The 18,972-nt window shown below is 74.0% G+C and carries 21 protein-coding genes; 17 read left to right on the top strand and 4 right to left on the bottom strand.

Annotated elements, in window-relative coordinates; genetic code table 11:
• The first annotated feature begins 14 nt into the window (after nt 1–14).
• The 16 genes from ACTG9Q_RS22695 to ACTG9Q_RS22620 all read left to right on the top strand — a co-directional run bounded on the left by ACTG9Q_RS22695 (nt 15) and on the right by ACTG9Q_RS22620 (nt 13,687).
• Nucleotides 15–221 (top strand): MbtH family protein, encoded by a 207-nt coding sequence (locus tag ACTG9Q_RS22695; RefSeq protein ID WP_455574868.1) that lies wholly within the window; start codon nt 15–17, stop codon nt 219–221.
• A gap of 276 nt (nt 222–497) precedes the next feature.
• Nucleotides 498–884, top strand: a complete 387-nt coding sequence (locus ACTG9Q_RS22690; protein ID WP_455574867.1) for a cobalamin B12-binding domain-containing protein — start codon at nt 498–500, stop codon at nt 882–884.
• The gene (locus ACTG9Q_RS22685; protein WP_455575055.1) at nt 884–2,065 is read left to right on the top strand and encodes a methylaspartate mutase; all 1,182 of its coding nucleotides are present in this window, start codon (nt 884–886) and stop codon (nt 2,063–2,065) included. Before ACTG9Q_RS22690 ends, ACTG9Q_RS22685 begins: the two co-directional genes overlap by 1 nt.
• The gene (locus ACTG9Q_RS22680; RefSeq protein WP_455574866.1) at nt 2,062–3,054 is read left to right on the top strand and encodes an asparagine synthetase A; all 993 of its coding nucleotides are present in this window, start codon (nt 2,062–2,064) and stop codon (nt 3,052–3,054) included. The genes ACTG9Q_RS22685 and ACTG9Q_RS22680 overlap by 4 nt, the downstream gene beginning before the upstream one ends.
• The gene (locus tag ACTG9Q_RS22675; RefSeq protein ID WP_455574865.1) at nt 3,051–4,301 is read left to right on the top strand and encodes a glutamate synthase-related protein; all 1,251 of its coding nucleotides are present in this window, start codon (nt 3,051–3,053) and stop codon (nt 4,299–4,301) included. Before ACTG9Q_RS22680 ends, ACTG9Q_RS22675 begins: the two co-directional genes overlap by 4 nt.
• The gene (locus tag ACTG9Q_RS22670) at nt 4,298–5,227 is read left to right on the top strand and encodes a 3-oxoacyl-[acyl-carrier-protein] synthase III C-terminal domain-containing protein (protein ID WP_455574864.1); all 930 of its coding nucleotides are present in this window, start codon (nt 4,298–4,300) and stop codon (nt 5,225–5,227) included. Before ACTG9Q_RS22675 ends, ACTG9Q_RS22670 begins: the two co-directional genes overlap by 4 nt.
• A gap of 66 nt (nt 5,228–5,293) precedes the next feature.
• Nucleotides 5,294–6,673 (top strand): preATP grasp domain-containing protein, encoded by a 1,380-nt coding sequence (locus ACTG9Q_RS22665; RefSeq protein ID WP_455574863.1) that lies wholly within the window; start codon nt 5,294–5,296, stop codon nt 6,671–6,673.
• Nucleotides 6,666–7,922, top strand: coding sequence for a diaminopimelate decarboxylase (locus tag ACTG9Q_RS22660; RefSeq protein ID WP_455574862.1), 1,257 nt, complete (start codon nt 6,666–6,668; stop codon nt 7,920–7,922). Before ACTG9Q_RS22665 ends, ACTG9Q_RS22660 begins: the two co-directional genes overlap by 8 nt.
• Nucleotides 7,923–7,952: 30 nt before the next feature.
• Nucleotides 7,953–8,210, top strand: a complete 258-nt coding sequence (locus tag ACTG9Q_RS22655) for an acyl carrier protein (protein ID WP_455574861.1) — start codon at nt 7,953–7,955, stop codon at nt 8,208–8,210.
• Nucleotides 8,211–8,215: 5 nt separating this feature from the next.
• Nucleotides 8,216–8,992: a hypothetical protein gene (locus ACTG9Q_RS22650; protein WP_455574860.1), complete on the top strand. Its 777-nt coding sequence runs from the start codon at nt 8,216–8,218 to the stop codon at nt 8,990–8,992.
• Nucleotides 8,993–9,117: 125 nt separating this feature from the next.
• Nucleotides 9,118–9,732, top strand: coding sequence for a hypothetical protein (locus tag ACTG9Q_RS22645; RefSeq protein WP_455574859.1), 615 nt, complete (start codon nt 9,118–9,120; stop codon nt 9,730–9,732).
• Nucleotides 9,725–10,858 (top strand): acyl-CoA dehydrogenase family protein, encoded by a 1,134-nt coding sequence (locus ACTG9Q_RS22640; protein ID WP_455574858.1) that lies wholly within the window; start codon nt 9,725–9,727, stop codon nt 10,856–10,858. Before ACTG9Q_RS22645 ends, ACTG9Q_RS22640 begins: the two co-directional genes overlap by 8 nt.
• Nucleotides 10,842–11,528 (top strand): 4'-phosphopantetheinyl transferase family protein, encoded by a 687-nt coding sequence (locus ACTG9Q_RS22635; RefSeq protein WP_455574857.1) that lies wholly within the window; start codon nt 10,842–10,844, stop codon nt 11,526–11,528. Before ACTG9Q_RS22640 ends, ACTG9Q_RS22635 begins: the two co-directional genes overlap by 17 nt.
• Nucleotides 11,525–11,863, top strand: a complete 339-nt coding sequence (locus tag ACTG9Q_RS22630; protein WP_455574856.1) for a hypothetical protein — start codon at nt 11,525–11,527, stop codon at nt 11,861–11,863. The genes ACTG9Q_RS22635 and ACTG9Q_RS22630 overlap by 4 nt, the downstream gene beginning before the upstream one ends.
• 17 nt (nt 11,864–11,880) lie before the next feature.
• On the top strand, nt 11,881–13,131 hold the full coding sequence (locus ACTG9Q_RS22625; protein ID WP_455574855.1) for an MFS transporter: 1,251 nt from the start codon (nt 11,881–11,883) through the stop codon (nt 13,129–13,131).
• A gap of 115 nt (nt 13,132–13,246) precedes the next feature.
• Nucleotides 13,247–13,687 (top strand): ester cyclase, encoded by a 441-nt coding sequence (locus ACTG9Q_RS22620; protein ID WP_455574854.1) that lies wholly within the window; start codon nt 13,247–13,249, stop codon nt 13,685–13,687.
• A 14-nt stretch (nt 13,688–13,701) separates the two neighbouring features.
• Here the strand turns inward: ACTG9Q_RS22620 and ACTG9Q_RS22615 are convergent, their stop codons facing one another.
• The 4 genes from ACTG9Q_RS22615 to ACTG9Q_RS22600 all read right to left on the bottom strand — a co-directional run bounded on the left by ACTG9Q_RS22615 (nt 13,702) and on the right by ACTG9Q_RS22600 (nt 18,673).
• A complete protein-coding gene (locus ACTG9Q_RS22615; protein WP_455574853.1) occupies nt 13,702–17,004 on the bottom strand; it encodes a tetratricopeptide repeat protein in 3,303 nt (1,100 codons plus the stop codon).
• A 19-nt stretch (nt 17,005–17,023) separates the two neighbouring features.
• On the bottom strand, nt 17,024–17,344 hold the full coding sequence (locus ACTG9Q_RS22610; RefSeq protein WP_455574852.1) for a hypothetical protein: 321 nt from the start codon (nt 17,342–17,344) through the stop codon (nt 17,024–17,026).
• Between the two features lie 361 nt (nt 17,345–17,705).
• A complete protein-coding gene (locus ACTG9Q_RS22605; RefSeq protein ID WP_455574851.1) occupies nt 17,706–18,383 on the bottom strand; it encodes a phosphonatase-like hydrolase in 678 nt (225 codons plus the stop codon).
• Complete coding sequence (locus tag ACTG9Q_RS22600) at nt 18,380–18,673, bottom strand: PhnE/PtxC family ABC transporter permease (protein ID WP_455575054.1); 294 nt, start codon at nt 18,671–18,673, stop codon at nt 18,380–18,382. Before ACTG9Q_RS22600 ends, ACTG9Q_RS22605 begins: the two co-directional genes overlap by 4 nt.
• Between ACTG9Q_RS22600 and ACTG9Q_RS22595 the strand changes: the two genes are divergently transcribed.
• Nucleotides 18,632–18,928 carry a hypothetical protein gene (locus ACTG9Q_RS22595; protein WP_455574850.1) on the top strand — a complete coding sequence of 99 codons (297 nt, stop codon included), beginning with the start codon at nt 18,632–18,634 and terminating at the stop codon, nt 18,926–18,928. The genes ACTG9Q_RS22600 and ACTG9Q_RS22595 overlap by 42 nt on opposite strands.
• The last annotated feature ends 44 nt before the right edge of the window (nt 18,929–18,972 follow it).

Genomic DNA, 18,972 nt, shown 5'->3' with positions numbered 1-18,972 from the left:
ATTGGAGCCCCGACATGGCCAACCCCTTCGAGGACACCGACGGCGCCTTCGTCGTGCTCGTCAACGCCGAGGGCCAGCACAGCCTCTGGCCCACCTTCGCCCCCACCCCGGCGGGCTGGACCGCCACCTTCGGCGAGGACACCCGCGACGCCTGCCTCGCCCACATCGAGACCACCTGGACCGACATGCGCCCCAAGAGCCTGCAGGCCCAGTACGCCTGAGACTCGGCGCGAAAGGGCGGCGCACCCCGGAAACGGGGTGCGCCGCCCTTCGGCATTCCCGCAGGTCGTTCCCGCAGGTCGTGCCCCGCAGGTCGTGCCCGTCGACTGCCCGTGGAGCTGCCGCCGCAACTACCGCAGGCGGGCCCGCGCGCCGCTTAGGTTTCCCCTGTCCGGCAGAACCGCCGGAGTCGCAGGGAAAACACTCAGCTGGAAGCGGGAAGCACCATGTCTGTTCGCCGTGTCCCCGACGTGCGTCGCAAGCGTGCACCAGTGATCGTGACCGGGACGGCTTCGGACTCGCACACGTGGAACCTCGTCTTCCTGGAGCTGTACTGCGGCGAGCGCGGACACGACGTCGTCAACCTCGGGCCCTGCGTGCCCGCCGACCTGCTCGCCGAGGAGTGCGTGCGGCTGGCGCCCTCGCTGGTGGTCATCAGCACCGTCAACGGCCACGGGCTGGTCGACGGGCAGCGGGCCGTCGCGGCGATCCGGGCCCGGCCCGAGCTGGCCGGGCTGCCGGTCGTCATCGGGGGCAAGCTCACCACCGGCTCCGCCGCCGACGTCGGCCCCCTGCACGCGGCCGGGGCCACCGCGGTCTTCGCCGACGGCGACCTCGCCGCGTTCGACCGGTTCCTCGCCGACGCCGCGCGGGTGGCGTCGTGATCACCTTCGGCGAGTACGTCAAGCGGGCGCCCGCGCTCGTCGTCCAGCCCCGCATGGGGTTCGGCGACCACCGCGCGATGCGCCGCGGCCTGGCCGCCACCCGCGCGGCGGAGGCGACGACCGTGGGCACCATCACCGTCGACAGCTACACCCGCACCGGCGACCTCACGACCGCGCGCACCGCGACCTCGCTGAACGGCTACCCGATCGCGACGCACCCGACGGCCGCCACCCGGTCCCTGCACAGCCCGGACTACCCGGTGCAGGTCCGGCACGGCTCGTCCACCCCGGCGCCCATCGTCCGCGCGCTCACCGACGCGGGCCTGCACGCCACCGAGGGCGGGCCCGTCTCCTACTGCCTGCCCTACGGCCGCACCCCGCTGGCCGAGTCGGTCGCCAACTGGCGGCGCGCCTGCGAGCACCTCGCCGAGCACGCCGAGGGCGCGCACGTGGAGAGCTTCGGCGGCTGCCTGCTCGGGCAGCTCTGCCCGCCCTCGCTGCTCATCGCGGTCAGCGTGCTGGAGTCGGTCTTCTTCACCCGCCACGGCATCCGCAGCGTCTCGCTCAGCTACGCCCAGCAGACCAGCGCCGAGCAGGACGCCGAGGCGCTGCACGCGCTGCGCACCCTGGCCGCCGAGCACCTGCCCGCCGACACCGACTGGCACGTCGTGCTCTACACGTACATGGGCGTGTTCCCGCGCACCGCGCGCGGCGCGCGCAACCTGCTCGCCGCCTCCGCGGAGCTGGCCGTGCGCACCGGCGCCGAGCGGCTCATCGTCAAGACCACCGCCGAGGCGCACCGCATCCCGACCGTCGAGGAGAACGTCGCCGCGCTCGAACTGGCCGCCGCCACCGCGGCCACGGCGAGCAGACAGCCGCCACCGGCGGACACCGGCCTGCTGGCGGAGGCCCGCGCGCTCGTCGACGCCGTGCTCGACCTGCACCCCGACATCGGGACCGCGCTCGCCGAGGCGTTCGCCACCGGCGTGCTCGACGTCCCGTTCTGCGCGCACCCGGACAACGCCGGGCAGGCCCGCGGCACCGTCGACGCCGACGGCTGGCTGCGCTGGTCGGACGTGGGCGCCATGCCGATCGCCGGGCCGCCCTCGCGCACCCCGCCGCTGACCTCGGAGCGGCTGCTCTCCGCACTGCACCAGGTGGCCCGAAAGTTCGACCGATGACCCCCGGAGGCGAGATGCACCACCCAGAACTGGCCGAGCACCTGGTCGCCCCGACGACCCTGGCGGCGATGGCAGTGCAGCAGGAGGCCCTGCAGGCCGCCCGCGACTTCCTGCGCGGCCAGGGCTTCACCGAGCTGCTGCCGCCGCTCATCGGCCCGGTCACCGACCCGGGCGGGCGCGGGGCCAAGGCCATCGACGTCGACTTCTACGGCCACCGCTACAAGATGATGACCAGCGCGATCCTCTACAAGCAGGCGTCGCTGCGCGGCTTCCCGAAGCTGTTCTACATCGCCCCGAACGTGCGCCTCGAACCCGTCGAGACCGCGGGGACCGGCCGCCACCTGGTGGAGTTCCACCAGATCGACGTCGAGATCGCGCACGGCACCCGCGAGGACGCGATGGCCGTCGCGCAGGGCATGCTCCAGCACGTCGTCACCCGCGTCTGGGAGACCGTGCCCGACGTGCTGCGCGGCCTTGGCCGCGACCCGGAGGCGTTCACCGAGCTGCTGGCGGGCCCGTTCGACCGGTGCACCCACGAGTCCGCTGTGGAGCAGCTGCACGCGGTCGGGCACCCGCAGTCCGCCGACGGCGAGATCGACTGGGAGGGCGAGGAGCGCCTGTCGCACAAGGCGGAGCGCCCGTTCTTCATCACCGACTACCCCAAGGGCTCGCGCGGCTTCTACGACCGCGAGGACCCCGAGCGCCCCGGCTCGCTGCGCAACTTCGACCTCATCGCGCACGGCGGCTACGGCGAGCTGGTCAGCGGCAGCGAGCGCGAGTCCGACTACGCCACCATCGTCACCCGCATGCGGGAGAGCGGCGAGAACCCCGCCAAGTACGACTGGTACCTGCGCATGGCCCGCGAGGGCATCCCGTCCAGCGCCGGGTTCGGCATGGGCGTGCAGCGCATGGTCCGCTTCCTCACCGGCCTGGACGCGCTCTGGCAGGTCAGCGCCTACCCGAAGCTCCCGGGGGTGGCCGCGCCGTGATCGAGTCCCCCGGCTTCCCCGCCGAGCGGGTCCGCGACCGCGCCCGCCGCGGCACCGCCGCCGTGTTCCCGCCCGCCGACTCCTACGGCACCCGCGTGTTCGGCGCCGACCCCGCCCACCGCCCGGACGACCTGGACGCCGCGCGCATCGCGCCCCCGGTGTTCATGCCCGAACGGCTCGGCAAGCTCATCGAGCTGGGCCGCGAGCCCGGCCACGACGACGTCGACCTGGCCACCACCGTGGGCGGCTTCCGCTCCGCGCTGCCGCTGTACCTCTCCGCCTTCGGCTCGACCCGGTTGGGGGCCAGGGAGCTGAGCACCGCGGCCAGCGCCCAGGCCGGGCGGCTGGGCATCCCCATGGTCATCGGGGAGAACGTCGTCCCCGTGCACGGCGCGGGCGCGGCGTCGCCGATGCTGGCCAGGATCGAGACCTACCTGGCCGCCTCGGAGGACGTCGGCGGGAACCTCGGCGGTGTCACCGTGCAGCAGAGCACCGAGGACGCCGACGCCGAGGTGTGGAACCTCGTCTACAGCTCGCCGCTGGCGACCCCGCTGCTGGAGACCGGGCGGCTCGCCTTCGAGCTGAAGATCGGCCAGGGCGCCAAACCCGGGCTGGGCGGCATGACCGTCCTCGACGCCGCCGAGGCCGCGCGCCTGCGCGAGCGCTTCGCCGTGCGCCCGGTGCTCGGCGCGGACGCCGAGCTGCGCTGCGCCACCCCCGGCACGTTCACCGAGGAGATCGTCCGCCAGCAGATCCGGTTCATGCGCAACAACTTCCCGCGCGCCGCGATCTGGGTGAAGCTCTTCCCCGGCCGCGACGTCGCCGCCGCGGCCCGCGTCGCCTGGGCGGCGGGCGCGGACGCGGTCACCGTCGACGGCGCCGAGGGCGGCACCGGATGGGCGCCGACCGCGTTCCTGGACTCCGTCGGCCTCCCACTCGGGGAGTGCCTGCGCCGCATCGGGCGGCCCGAGGGCTGCCTGCTGGCCAGCGGCCGGATGTGGGAGGGCGCGCGGACCGTCCGCGCGCTGGCCTCCGGCGCCACCGCCGTCGGCCTGGGCCGGGCCGCGCTGCTGGCCGTCGCCGAGGACCCCGACGCGGGCCTGGAGCGCCTCGTCGACGCGCTCGCCCTCGAAGCGCGGCTGCTGATCAGCGCCCTCGGCAAGTACAGCCCCGCCGCGCTCACCCCCGACGACCTCTGGTGGCCGAGCCCGGCCGCCGAGCCCGAGCTGATCGGAGCCCGCCCGTGACCGCCCTGCTGGAGGTCGGCGCCCGCAAACCCGACCACGCCATCGCCATCACCGACCTCGGCGCCCGGCTGGGCATGGACGCCCGCGCCCTGTGGACGTTCCGCAAGTTCTACGGGCTCGACAGCGTCCGCCGCGCCCCCGGCGAGGACCTGCGCACCACGCTGTCGGCCGCCGTCGCCACGCTCAAGGAGCTCAAGGGCAACGAGCACCGCGTCAAGTACGTGATCGCGGCGCGGACAGTGTCCACAGTGGAGAAGCGGATGGACCGCACGCTCCAGCGCATCTGCGACGACTTCGGCCTCACCGAGGCGGTCGCGTTCACCGTCACCCAGCACGCCTGCGCCAGCGGCCTGCTCGCCGTCGAGGTGGCGGGCGGCCTGCTCGCCGCAGACCAGGACCCGGACGCGCTCGCCCTGGTGCTGGTGGGGGAGAAGGTCTACACCGACGCCCTGGAGATGATCCCGGAGAGCACGGTGATGGGCGAGTCCACCGCGGCCTGCCTGGTGACCGCCTCCGGCGAGCGCGACGAGCTGCTCGGCTACGCCACCCGCACCCGCGGCCAGTACAGCGACGCCTTCCCGCCCGACCCGCTGGACCCCGGCTTCCTCAACGAGCACAACGACCTGCTCGCCGAGGTCATCACCGAGGCGGCGGACGCGGCCGGGATCGCCGTCGCCGACCTCGCGCTCCTGCTGCCGCACAACGTCAACCGGCTGTCCTGGTCGTGGGCGTGCAAGGTGCTCGGCATCCCGCTCACCCGCGTGTTCCTGGACAACATCCCGGTCACCGGCCACTGCTTCACCGCCGACCCGTTCATCAACTACGTCGACGCGCTCGCCGCGGGCCGCCTGCAGCCGGGCGAGCACTACCTGATGGCCTCCGTCGGCCTCGGCGCCACGTTCTCCGCCGCCGTCCTGCGGCACTGATCACCCAGCCGTCCACGGCACTGATCACCGCCGTCCCGCGGCACCGACCCGAAGGGAAGCACCCCCATGTCCCCACCCCAGCACTCCTTCCTGGAAGGCGTGAAAGCGGCCTGCACCGGCGACGCCGCCACCCCGCTCGTGTTCCTCGGCAACTTCGAGGTCGAGGACGAGTGGGCCCGCGACGAGATCGGCCTGCCCACCGCGGGCGGGCGCTCCGCGGCGGCCGTGGTCAACCGCATGGACGAGTTCGCGCTGCTGCTCGCGGGCGAGGACGACCACGTCGTCCTGAAGTCCCGGCCCGACCCGGACTACCTGGCCTACCTGGAGGGCCTGGGCATCGGCCTGCCGCGCGTCCTCGTGGTCGACCGCAACAACCCGGAGAACACCGTCAGCGCCGACGCCGTCGAGTCGCCCGTGCTGCAGGCCAGGCTCGCCGAGCTGGCCCGCTCCGGCCACCAGCTGCTCCCGCACGGCATGTCCGAGCTGGAGGAGCGGCTCTGCGCGGCCACCGGGCTGCCCTCGGCGCTGCCGCCGGTCGGGCTGGTCAAGGCCGTCAACAGCAAGGTCTACAGCCGCAGGCTCGCCCGCGAGCTGGGCATCCCGCTGGCCACCGGCTGGGAGTGCGAGACCGTCGAGGAGTTCCGCGCCGCCGCCGAGGAGGCCAAGGCGTCGGTCGCCGCGGGCCGCAAGGTCGGCGTGAAGGACGCCTACGGAGTGTCCGGCAAGGGCATCGCGGTCATCGACCGCGAACAGCGCTTCGACCAGCTCGTGCGCATGGTCACCCGGCGCGCCGAGCGCACCGGCGACCCGCGCATCGCCGTCGTCGTCGAGGAGTGGGCGGACAAGGCCGCCGACCTCAACTACCACTTCACCGTCGGCCGCGACGGCGGCGTCCGGTTCGACTTCGTCAAGGAGGCCATCACCTCCGGCGGAGTCCACAAGGGACACCGTATCCCGGCCCGCATCACCGCGGCGCAGCGCGCCGAGATCGTGGAGACCGCGCACGTGCTGGGCAAACACCTGGCCAGCGTGAACTTCCACGGCCTCGTCGGCGTCGACGCCATCACCACCACCGACGGCGGCCTGCTGCCGGTGCTGGAGATCAACGCCCGCAACAACATGTCCACCTACGGCGTGCCGATCCAGGAGCGGTTCATGGGCCCCGGCACCGTGGCCCTGGCCCGCCAGTACGACGTCGCGCTCACCGAGCCCATCGGGTTCGCCGAGCTGCGCGCCGCGCTCGGCGGGCTGCTCTACACCCCCGGCGGCTCCGGCCTGCTGGTCAACAACTTCGCCACCGTCAACGCCGCCGCGGGTGACGGCCCGTTCTCCGGGCGGCTCTACGGCCTGCTCATGGCGTCCGACGACGCCGAACTCACCGCCGTCGACACCGCGATCGCCGCGGCCGTCGCGGGCCTGCGCAAGGAGGTTCCCGCCCATGCCTGAGATCCAGGGCGTCCCCGTCACCGAGCTGGCCGAGCGCTTCGGCACCCCGCTCTACATCTACGACGGCGCCGTCATCACCGGCCAGTTCACCGGCCTGCGCTCGCGGCTGCACCCGGCCGTGGAGATCTTCTTCTCGCTCAAGTCCAACCCGAACATCAGCGTGTGCGCGCTGCTGCACTCGCTGGGCGCGCGGGCCGAGGTCTCCTCGATGACCGAGCTGCTGACCGTCCGCAAGGTCGGGGTGCCCGCCGAGCAGACCATGTTCCTCGGCCCCGGCAAGAGCCAGAACGAGATCACCGCGTGCCTGAAGGAGGGCGTCACCCTCATCTGCGAGTCCTTCGGCGAGCTGGCCGCGATCGACGCCACCGCCAAGGAGATGGCGGTGCCCGCCAAGGTCGTGCTGCGGGTCAACCCGAGCTTCGCGGTCAAGGGCGGCGGCCTGACGATGGGCGGCAAGCCCCGCCAGTTCGGCATCGACGAGGCCGCCCTGATGGAGCGCGCCGACCTGCCCTCGGACTACCCGTCGGTCCAGTTCATCGGGTTCCAGGCGTACATGGGCACGCGCTTCCTCACCGAGGACGTCGTCGTGGAGAACTCCCAGCGCATCCTGGAACTGGCCGAGACCCTGTCGGCGGCCACCGGCGTCCCGCTGGGCCTGGTCGACGTCGGCGGCGGCCTGGGCGTGGCGTACTTCGCCGGGGAGCGCGACCTCGACGTCGAGGACCTGACGACCAAGCTCAACCCCGTCTTCGCCGACTTCCACGCCCGCCACCCCGAGACCCGCCTGGTCATGGAGCTGGGCCGCTACCTGGTCGGCCACAGCGGCACCTACGCCACGCAGGTCCGCTACGTGAAGGAGTCGATGGGGGAGCGCTTCGCCGTCGCCGACGGCGGCACCAACCACCACATGGCCGCGGTCGGCATCGGCTCGTTCGTCAAGCGCAACTTCCCGATGCGCCTGATCAACCGCGACAGCGCCGCCGAGGCGGTCAAGTGGAACGTCACCGGACCGCTGTGCACGCCCAACGACACCCTCGGCAAGGCCGTCGAGCTGCCCGCCGACCTGGCCCCCGGCGACATCGTCGGCGTCGAGCGCTCCGGCGCCTACGGCCCCACCGCCTCGCCCGTGCACTTCCTCAGCCACGGCTACCCGGCCGAGGTCATGGTGCACCAGGGCAGGGCCCTGCTCATCCGCTCGCGCGACGACTCGCAGACCGCGCTCGCCCCGCAGATCCTCCACGAATTCTAGAACCATCCTCCTGAAAGGACACCACCAGCCATGACCGCGATCCTGCCCGACACCCAGGTCCACACCGCCATCGTCGCGGCCCTCTCCGAGGTGGTCGGCGCCGAGCTGACCGGCGTCACCGCCGAGACCCGCCTGTTCGACGACCTCAACCTGGACTCCACCAGCGTCCTGGGCCTGCTGATGGCGCTGGAGGACAGCCTGGACATCCAGGTCGAGCCGGAGAACCTGGAGCAGCGCCACCTGGAGACCGTGGGCGCGCTGGCCGAGTTCCTCGCCGAGAGCCGGTGACGGCGGTGCCCGCCATCAGCCACACCGGAGCGCCGCCGGGACCCGTCCCGGCGGCCCCGGGCCTGGAGCAGGTCAGGGTCCTCCGGTTCACCGGGGCGGACTCGACCTCGGGGCCGCACGAGATCGGCCTGTTCGACACCCAGACCGCCGCCATCCACGGCGACCTCGACCCGGGGTGGCAGGCGGGCAAGCCGTTCGTCACCTACCACGACATGGCCCAGCGCGCGCACGACGAGCTGGACCTCACCGGGGTGGACCTGGTGGTGGTGGTCGACGCCACCCCCGACTGCCGCCACCAGAGCCTGCCCGCCTGCCTGCTCTCGCACCTGATGGGCACCGACCCGCTCATCGTCGGCATCACCGACCAGGGGGTGACCGCCCCGTTCACCGCCCTGCGCCTCGCCTACGACCGCGTGCGGTCGGGGAGCGCGGCCAGGGCGCTGGTCCTGGTGCTGGAGCAGAGCACGCTGCCGCCAGAAGACGGCAGCCCGGCGCCCGAGGGCGACACCGCGGTCGCGCTGCTGCTCACCGCGGGCGGGGCGCTGCCCATCAGCCGCCCGCAGGTCGCCCCGGAGCCCGGGGCGTGGACCGGCGGCCTGGCCGAGCACCCGGGGCACGCGTGCGCCGGGCCGTGGGTGGCCCTCGCCGAGCACCTGTCCGCCGCCGAGTGGGGCGGCGTCCTGGTCACCGGCCGGGACGAGCGCTACTCGGCCGGGGTCGTGGTGACCGTCCCCGCCCCCGTCCTGCCCGCCTCCTCCCGGGAACTGGAGCTGACCCGATGAGAACCCCCGCGCCAAGCCCTGGACTCCAGCCGCACCCCAGGGGAACGGAACGCGACCCGGCCACGAGTCCCCACCCGACAGGACAGTGCCCGCCCACCACGGTCAAATCCGGGGAGGCGGCAACTGTGCAGGCCGTGGCGGCCGAGTTCGGGGTCGTCCCGGCCCTGGCGCGGCTGCACGCGGCCACCAGCCCCGGAGTGCTCCCGGCCGGTCCCGGCGGGCACGTGCTGCTGCCCGCCGAGATCGCCGTGGTGTGCGACCGGTTCTCCAGCCCCGGCGGCGCCCGCGCCCGCCAGGACTTCCTGGAGGAGCCGCTCGGCGCGGTGCCGACCGACTCCGGCGAGCTGACCGCGCTGCGCGTCGCCACCGCGGGTCCGGCGGACCCGGCCTGGGCCGAAGGCGTGGCCTGGCTGCGCCTCGGCCTCGTCGACCGGCTGCTCGCCAGGGCCGCCGAGCACCTGCGCGGGCGGTTCGTGCAGGGCCAGTCGACGCTGAGCCTGCCGCTGGTCCGCGCGCTGCTGGCCGACGGGATCGCGGCCCGCGCCCAGGCCCAGGCGCTGCTGGCCGCGTGGCCGGACGCCGACACCACCGCCGCCGCGCACCGCTGCCTCGCCGAGGCCGAGCGGGTCGGGCTGCACCTGGTCGGCGCGTCCGGGTTCGTCGCCGACGGACCGGGCCGCGACGTGCGGGCCGCCGAGCTGCTCGCCGACACCTACCCGCCGGGAGACGGCCGTGGCTGACTTCCTGACCGAGCTGCGCGCCCGCGCCCGCGCCGACGCCGCCCCGCTGCGGGAGAACGCGCTGGTCGTCGACCGCGACCCGACCGCGGTGCACGACACCTTCGACCGGCACCCGCACCTCAGGGCGTACATGGGGCTGCCGCCGGAGTACGCCGACGAGCCGGTGCGCGTCGCCGGGACGCCGGTCCACTTCACCACCTGCGTCGAGCAGGTCGTGGCGATGGAGGAGCTGGCCAGGGCCGACGCGGGCGGCGTGCTCGGCCTGCCCGGCCCGTCCATGTCCGGCTACGTCGTCGCCGAGCTGGCCGACGCCGAGCAGCGCGAGCGCTACTACGGGATGCTCGCCGCCAGTCCGACGTGGACGTTCTTCGGGATGACCGAGCCCGCCCACGGCTCGGACCCGGCGGGCATGGGCACCACGATCGAGCCCGAGGGCGGCGGTTTCGCCCTCACCGGGACCAAGCGCTACGTCGGCAACGGCGCCCGCGCGGGCATCGGCGTGGTGTTCGCCCGCCGCGCGCCCGGCCCGCTCGGCGTGGAGGCGGTGCTGGTGGAGACCGACCGGCCCGGCTTCTCCGCCGTGCCGATCGAGACCCTCGGCCTGCGCGGCCTGCAGCTCAGCGAGCTGCGGATGAGCGAGGTGCCGATCGGCGAGCGCGACCTGCTGGGCAGGCACCTGTCGGCGACCCGGCGCGGCATGACCGCGGCGACCCGCACCTTCCACCGGTTCCGGCCCGTGGTCTCGGCGATGGCGCTCGGCGTGGCCCAGGCCGCCTACGACTACCTCGCCGAGCACCGCCCGTCGGCCGACCTGGCGGAGTTCGCGGGCAGGCTGGCGGGCACCCGCGCGCTCATCCTCGGCGCGGCGCGCGTCGCCGACCACGACCAGCGGGACGGCACGATGGCGTCCGCGGCCAAGATCCGCGCCACCCGGCTCGCCGAGGACATCACCGCCGCCGCCCCCCGCCACTTCGGACCGGGCGCGCGCTGGGAGCACCCGCTGCTGGACAAGCTGATCCGCGACGCGCGGGCCTTCGAGTTCATGGAGGGCACCGGCAACATCCAGCGGCTCACCCTGGCCCAGGGCTACCTGCACGGGCGGCTGCGCGATGTCGCCCCGGTCTGACGGGCGGCTGCCCGAGCCCCGGGGCGTGGACGTCTGGCACATCCGGCTGGACGGCCCCGGGTGGCCGCACTCGCTCGACGCGGCCGAGCGGGCCAGGGCTCGCCGCGACCACCGCTACGCCGTCGCGCACGGCGTGGCCCGCACGGTGCTCGCCGCCTACCTCGGCGGCGCGCCCGGCGACCTGCGGTGGGGCCGGGGCGTCCACGGCAAGCCCGGGTTCACCGGCGCCCGCGCCCGCTGGCGCTGGAACCTCAGCCACTCGGCGGGCCACGCCCTGCTCGCGGTGTCGGTGACCGCGCACGTCGGGGTGGACATCGAACGCGTCCGCCCCGACCTGGGCCCGGTCGACCTGGCCACCCGGTTCCTGCCCCGCGACGAGGCGGGCCTGGTGGCCACGTCGGCCGACCCTGCCACCGCCTACCACCGGCTGCTGTCCCGCAAGGAAGCGTGCGTCAAGGCCGACGGCGGCCGAATCCTGGAGTCCCTGCACCTCCCGGTCCGCCGCGCGGGCCGGGTGCCGGGCCACCGGCTGGAGGTCCACGACCTGCCCGCCCCACCCGGCTTCGTCGCCGCGATCGCAAGCCCCGACCTCGGCCCACTGACGCTCTACGGCCCGTGGTCGCCTAGGCGGGAGCCTGCTGGAGCCTCGATGCGAGGAGGACAGCCATGACCGCCGACCGCGTCGGCGCCGCGTCCGTGCACCGCGATCCCCGCGGGGCCGCGCACGCCTTCTTCACCCCCGACGACACCCCCGTCGTCACCGCCACCCCGAGCGACCGCGGGCATACCGCGCGGGCCGCGGCCTGGGCGCTGCGCGTCCTCGGCCACGGCGACTCCGGCGGCGGGCTGCTGCTCGTCACCGATCCCGGGGTCGGGCGGGAGGCGGAGTGCCTGGCCGCCGTCCTCGCCGTCGACGACGCGCTGACCGGCGGGCTGGCCCCGCTGCTGCGCGACCCCGTCCTGCTGCGCCGCCTGACCGCCGCCGCGGGCATCCCCCTTCCCTGAACAGGAGCGACCCCGACATGGACACGACAACCCCGCAGCGCATGGATTGGGCTCGGGTGGGCGCCCTCATCGCGGGCCAGGGCGTGTCCCTGGTCGGCGACAGCATGCTCCTGATCGCCATGAGCTGGACCGCCGTCCAGCTGGGCGGGACGGGCGCGGTCACCTTCCTCATCCTGTGCGCCACCATCCCCAAGGCCCTGATGCTCGTCTTCGGCGGCGCGGTCGCCGACCTGCTCGGACCGCGGTTCGTGCTGCTGCGCACGGCGTCCGGGCGGGCGATCCTGCTCGCCGCGGGCGCGGTCGGGGTGTACTTCGCCGAGAACGTCGCGACGCTGGCGGTGATCGTCATCGTGGAGGGCGTGCTGCTGGGGCTCGGCGCGCCGTCGTTCGGCAGCGTGCTGCCCACGCTCGCGCCGGGGCCGAACCTGGTCAGGGCGAACTCGCTCTACGCGACCGTCACCCGGCTCGCCCCGATCATGGGCGCCCCGCTGGGGGCCTGGCTGATCGCGTCCGGGGAGCTGTGGCCCGCGCTCGTCGTCGTCACGCTGACCTGCCTGGCCTCGCTGACCGCGCTCGTGTTCGTCACCCGGGACCTGCCCCGGCCCGCTGAGCCGGTGTCGCTGCGCCAGGTGACGGTCAACAAGGCCCTGCTGCACCGCTCCGCCGACGGCCTGCGGTTGCTGCGCGCCAACCCCCGGCTGCGCTGGCTGTTCGTCTCGGCGTTCACCCTCGACCTGGCGTTCACCTGGCCGATCGCGGCGGCGCTGCCCCTGCTCGCCGACGAGCGCACGTGGGGCGTGAGCGCCGTCGCCACCGTGATCGCCGCGTTCAGCGCGGGCGCGCTGGCCGCCACCGCTGTCGGGGCCCTCATCGCGCACCGGCTGCCGCTGGTGCTGCGCCTGGTCGCCAGCGCCGGGCTGATCGGCGTGGGCCTGCTGCTGATGGCGCTCATGCCGACGGTGCTCTCGCTGGCCGCCGTCGCGTTCGTCGTCGGCCTGGCCAGCGGCCTCAACGGGCCCGCGATCGTCAGCCTCTACCAGGACGCGGCCCCCGCCGACCGGCTGGGCGCGGCGATGGCCACCCTCGCCATCGCGGGCATCGGCACCGCCCCGTTCTCCATCGCCCTGTTCGGCAGCCTGTCCGCGCTGGTCGGCGTCCAGGCCACCTGGGTCGTCTGCGGCGCCATCGCCCTGTCGGCCCCGCTGTCCGCGATGGCCGCCCTCCGCACCCCGAAGCCCGAGCCCGCCCGCGAACTCGCCACGGTCTGACCCGGCGGTGGCCGGTGGGGTCGCTGTCAGCGCTCGGTGCGCGGGTTGTGGGATCTTGTCGAGACCGTGGGGGATCAGTCGGTCGGGTGATCGGCCGACGCGAAGGGAGCACACGATGACGGCAACCGAATCCAGCGCCGACCAGCGGTACATGGAGGAGGTCGTCGACCGCTACTGCGCCGCCTGGAACGCCCACGAGCTGGAGACCCTGCTGTCGATGCAGACCGGCGACATGGTCTTCCACCTGCACCTGGAGGGCTCCGACGAGGTGGCGGGCGCCGAGGCCGTCCGCGAGCAGTACGCGGCGTTCTTCCACGTGATGCCCGACTACCGGGCCGAGACCGCCCGCCTCACCGTCCGCGGGGACCTCGCTGTCGTCGAGTACACCATCACCGCCACCCTGGCCGAGCCGTTCCCCATCGGCAGGTTCACCGGCAAAGCGGGCCACCGCGCGGCCTTCGAGGCAATGGACGTCCTCCGGTTCTCCGGCGACAAGGTGGCCCGCAAGGACGTCTACGTCGACGCCTTCGCCATGCGCGCGGGCTGGGACATGTGACCGCGGGTTCGCGGTCAGGCCGGTGATCCCGGCGCGGGGGCCGAGATGGCGAGCAGTTCGTCGATGAGCACGACCAGCGCCTCCGGTTGGTGTTCGGCCAGCACCTTCATCGCCTCCGCCCACGGCTGCCTGGCGAGGATCGCCACGATCGGGCCCGCGCGGTGGGCGGGCCCGACGTGCCTGGCCAGCGCCGCCCACGCGGCGCACTGCTTCTCGGGGTCGGGCATCGAGCGGATGAGCGGGGCGGCGCGGTCGAGGTCCCCCTCGGCGATCAGCGCGTCCAGCCGCGAGGGCGCGGTCCTCGATACGAAGTGTTCCGGGATCTCGTTGATGGCGGTCGTCAACGCGGCCACCCGGTCGGGGTGATCGGCCGCGGCCGTGCGCAGCGTGGTCAGCTCCTCCCGCCGCCAGTCCGGGTCGGTGATGAATCGGGCGAGCGCCTCGGCTCGCCGGTGATCGCCGGTCATGGTGACCATCCGGATCAACTCCGACATCCCCGGCATCTCGCCGCCGACGGTCTTGACCAGGGTCTCGGCTTCGGTGATCAGCCGGTCGGTCTGCGTCGGATCGCCCGCGGCGGCCGTGATCCCGATGAGCCCGACCACCACCCGGAATCTTTTGTGGACAGTGGCGTTCGCGGTGTCCGCGGTGATCGTGGTGACCAGGGTCGCGGCGCGGGCGACCAACTCGCGGGCTCGGTCGCGGTCACCGGCTCCCACCACCGCCCACGCGATGCCGATGAGCACCCGGCAGCGCTTGTCGGGCTCCGGGACGGACTCGGCCAGTTCCACCGCCCGGCCGGGGTTCCCGTTGGCGGCCAGTGCCCGCGTCAGGAGGTACAGGGCCTCGACGCGCTCGTCGGAGTCGGGGATCGACCGGGTCAGCGCCTCCGCCGAGTCGAGGTCCCCCATCGGCACCACGGCTCGGACCAGGGCGAGCAGGGCCTGCTTCTGCTCGATGTCGTTGTTGGTCGACCGGGCGAGGTCCTCGGCGGTGGCCCCGATGGCCCGCGCCCTGGCCAGGTCCGCGCCTGCCACCAGGCCCATCAGCGCGGTCAGCGCCTGGACCCGCTCGTAGTGGCCGGTGATCAGCTCGGCGAGCGCGAGCAGCCGGTCGAGGTTGTCCGCGCTGACCGTGGCACTGATCAGCGCGACCAGGGCTTGGCCGTACCCCACGGGATTGCTGATCTTCCTGGCCAGGGCCTCGGCCTCCGTCGCCGCGGCGCGGGCCCGGTCCAGGTCACCGTGGGCGATGGCTTCCTGGGCGAGGAGGACCAGCTGCTCGCAGTCATCGACCTGCGCGAGCAGCACCTCGTCGTACGTCGGCAGCCCATCCGTCTTCCAGGCGGGCAGCGGTTCGGGTGTCTGGTGGCGGATCAGCTCCGCCAGCCTGCGGGCCCGGTCCTCCTGGCCCGCGGCGGTCATCGCCTTGGCCAGCACCTGCAGGGCCGCGCGTTCCACATCGGGCTTGGACAGCGTCCTGGCCAGCGACGTGGCCTCCATGGCGAGCGCGCATGCCCGCCTGCCCTCGCCGCGGTCCGCGGTGGCGTCGGCGACCGCGATGAGCGCGCGGACCCGCCAGTGCCGGTTGCTGATCGACCTGGCGCACGCCTCGGCCTGGTCGGTGTCCCCGGCCGCGGCGAGCGCCCGCGCCACGGCGGTCAGCGCCTGGCCCCGCGCGACCAGGTCGGTGATCAGCCCGGTGACGGCCCGCGCCCGGTCGAGCGCCCCGGCCCCTGCCAGTGCCCCGACCACGATGACCAGCGACTCCTCCCGTTCGACCACGTTGGTGATGGAGTGCGCCACCAGCTCGGCCCGGTCGAACTCCCGGGAGGCGACGAGCGCCCGGACCAGCGCCACCAGCGACCTGCGCCGCCAGTACGGGCTGGTGATCGACTGCGCGAGGGCCTCGGCCCGGTTGACGTGGCCGAGCGCCGCCCAGACCGCGGGCAGCTCGCACGGGATGTAGGAGTTGCGCTTGCGGAGGTGGTCGCGGTGCACGGCCAGCCGGACCATGGCCGACACCGCCGCGGCGCCCGGGAGACCCCCGTCCGCGATGGCCTCCTGGGTGCTGGTGATCTCGGCGATGGCCGTGACGTCACCGCCGGAGATGTCCAGTATCCGGTTGTGGCGGGCCAGGTCGGTGCCGCAGGTGATCATCCTCGGCAGGTCGCCGACCGCCTTGAGCATGTTGAAGTAGCCGCTCAACAGGTACTCCGGGGAGGACGGCGGCCACCCCGCCTCGCGGTATCGCGCGTACATCTGGTGCAGCCGGTCGCGGTAGCCCGCGATCCGGGCGTCGCCGAGCATGGTGATCGCGGCCTTCTGCAGTTCCTCGTGGCCCAGCACGTAGACCGCGGTGTCCGGCCGCCACCGCGCGTCCCTGAGGGTGAAGCTGCGGCCGGTGACGGTGCGCAGGTGGTCGTCCACCTCCCACTGCGACCGGCCGGTCAGCTCGGCCAGGTCCCGGGGGCCGAGCCCGCCACCCGCCGCGGCGAGCAGCCCCAGCAGGTCCTGCTGGACCTCGGTGCCGGTGAGCAGCTGTTTCAGCTCGCGCTCCATGTCCGCGCGGATGGCCGTCGCCTTCGCGGAGGTCGCCAGCGTCCGGGCGATGCCGGTGTCCCGCAGCGGGTGGTGCTCGGGCACGTCGGGCGGGACCGGCGGCCGCGGCCTGCTGGAGACGACCACCCGCAGCCCGCGCGGCAGCTCGGCGGGCAGCAGCGCGGCGATGCTGTGGGCGTCCGGGCCGGTGGTGACCCCGCGGTCCTCGTCGAGCCCGTCGACGACCAGGACCAGCGGCTCCCCGCGGTCCTCGCAGGCATGGGCGGCGTCGGTGAGCAGCCCGAGCATGTGCGCCTCGCGGGTGTGCACGGTGAGCAGCGCGGGCAGGGGATCGTCCAGCAGCGCGGCGAGCTGTTCGAGCACGTTCTCCACGAACGCCCCGCGGTCGTTCTGGCTGGCCAGCCGGGCGGTGATGAAGAAGGACACCACCCGCACACCGGGCGGCGGGTTGAGGACGAACCACGACAGCAGGGCCGACTTGCCCGCCCAGGCAGGCGCCCGCCACAGGGCATAGCTGCCCGCGCACGCCGGATCGGTGGCGAACGCCGCCAGCTCGGCCCGCTCGGCCTCGCGCTCGACCAGCTCCCTGGGCACGATCCGCTTGACCTGCTCGCGGTACCGGGTGCGCACCGGCGCGCCGGTCCGCAGGTTGATGTCACCGATGTGCACCCCGGTGTTGGCGACGTAACCCCCCGACGCGTCCCCGGTCCTGGCCGCGGTCGTGTCGCCCCCCGCCTTGTCCCGCCGATCCCGCACCCGGTCCCCACCCGTCCTGTCAGTTCAGCCGGATACCCGTGTTGGCGTCGCCATCCCCCGAGGCAGCGGCGTCACCGGTCTTCTCGGCCACCACCGGCCCGGCGAGGTGACGGGCCTCCCCGGAGACGCCGGTATTGGCCTGCCCCCCATGAGCCGTGGCATCACCGGTACGGCTCACCCGAACCGAAGCACCCTGCGGCGCCCGCACCGCGGCCCAGACGGCAACCCCGACCGCGGCCACCGCCCCCAACGCCGACACGATCGCGGCAACCCGGTCCGCCTGATCCCACCGGGCCACGGCGAACCACCCACCGAGACCCGCCACCAGCGCACAGGTCACGACCAACACCACACGTCGCCCTCGCATACCGCCACTGTCGCACAACAGACACGATCCGTGACCGCCGGCTACAGAGCTTCCCGCCTCGTGTCGATCAGCTCGCTCAGGTCGCTGAGGTCCGAGCCGGTCTCCGATCCCTCATCAGTCGTCAGTGTGGGCGCGCGTCGCGATCGCCACCGCGTCGGCTCTCATCACGGGGGCGACCGTCACCGTCTACGAGTGGGGGCGCGGCACGGAGACGCTCCCGGCCGGAACGCGCACCGAAGGGGGACCCACCTCGGGGAGCGCGGCTTCGCGTTACGCGGAGATCGTGGCAGTGAAGACGGGTCTTGCCTTCAGGCGGCCTCCGAGGAGGTCGTGCTCACCGCGTGCGAAGCACGCCCGATGAATCCGCCTCGCGCAGCAGGTCGGGGAGTTCGCGCACACCCCGCAGGACGTGGGTGGGGTGTTCGGCCTCGAGTTCGGCGCGGGTCTGGGCTCCGGTGAGGACGGCGGCGACGATGCCCGCCCGGGCGGCGCGGCCCGCTCGGATGTCGAGGGTCGTGTCGCCCGCGGCCAGGACGCGCGCGGGGTCGGTGACGCCGGTCAGTTCCATCGCCCGGTGGATCATGTGCGGCCGGGGGCGCCCGCCCGCCACCTCCGAGGCGCACACGACGGCGTCGACGTGGTCGCCGACCCGCCAGCCCACCGCGTCGAGCAGGGGGTCGGTGATCGCGCGGTCGAAGCCGGTGGTGAGCACGACCCGCACGCCCGCCGCGCGCAGGGCGGCCAGGGCCTCGGGCACGCCGGGCAGCGGGGTCGGGGGCGTGGCGGTGTAGGCGGCGCGCAGGCGGGTGACGAACTCGGCGTGCAGGTCCTCGACCGCGGCGGGGTCGCCGGTGAGGGCGGCGAGGGCTTCGCGCTTGTCGGCGCCCATCCACGGGCGGATGTCGGCGCCCGGCGCGCCGTGGTCGGCGACGACGGCGGCCAGCACGTCGTACACGGCGCCGCCCTCGTCCACGGTGGTGCCCGCGATGTCGAGCGCGGCCAGGGTGATCATGGGGAATCCTCTCGGGACAGCCGGGCGCGGACCGCGGCGGAGAGCCGGTCCACCACGACGATGAGCACGACGACCACGAGGATGTGGGTGAGCATCTCGTCGAACTTGAACAGCCGGATGGACTGGTTGATCAGGAATCCGATGCCGCCCGCGCCGACGAGGCCGAGCACCAGCGACGAGCGGACGTTGACGTCGAAGCGGTACATCAGCAGGCCTGCCAGCTGCGGCAGCGCCGAGGGCAGCAGCGCGTGCGCGGCGACCTGCGCGCGGCTCGCGCCCGCCGAGCGCAGCGCCTGCGACGGGCCGGGGTCGGCGTCCTCGATGACCTCCGCCCACAGCTGCGCGAAGCGGCCCGCCTGCTCGGCGTGCCCGACCTGGCCGTCCGCCGCCGCTGGACCGGCGTCTACGCCTCAGCCCCCGGCGAGTTCCTCACCGCCGCACCGCACCCCACGACCAGGGTCGTCTCGGTGACGTCCGGCATCGGCATGACCACCGCCTTCGGCCTGGCCCCCGCCACCCTCGACGACCTCCTCACCCCACGCTGACCTCCTTCGCGCCCGGACCCGCTCGCCGCCAACCCAACGCCAGT

Source organism: Actinokineospora lacus, from assembly GCF_053813445.1.
The sequence above is the reverse complement of the archived record's forward strand: the minus strand, read 5'-3'. Positions and strand labels throughout refer to the sequence as shown.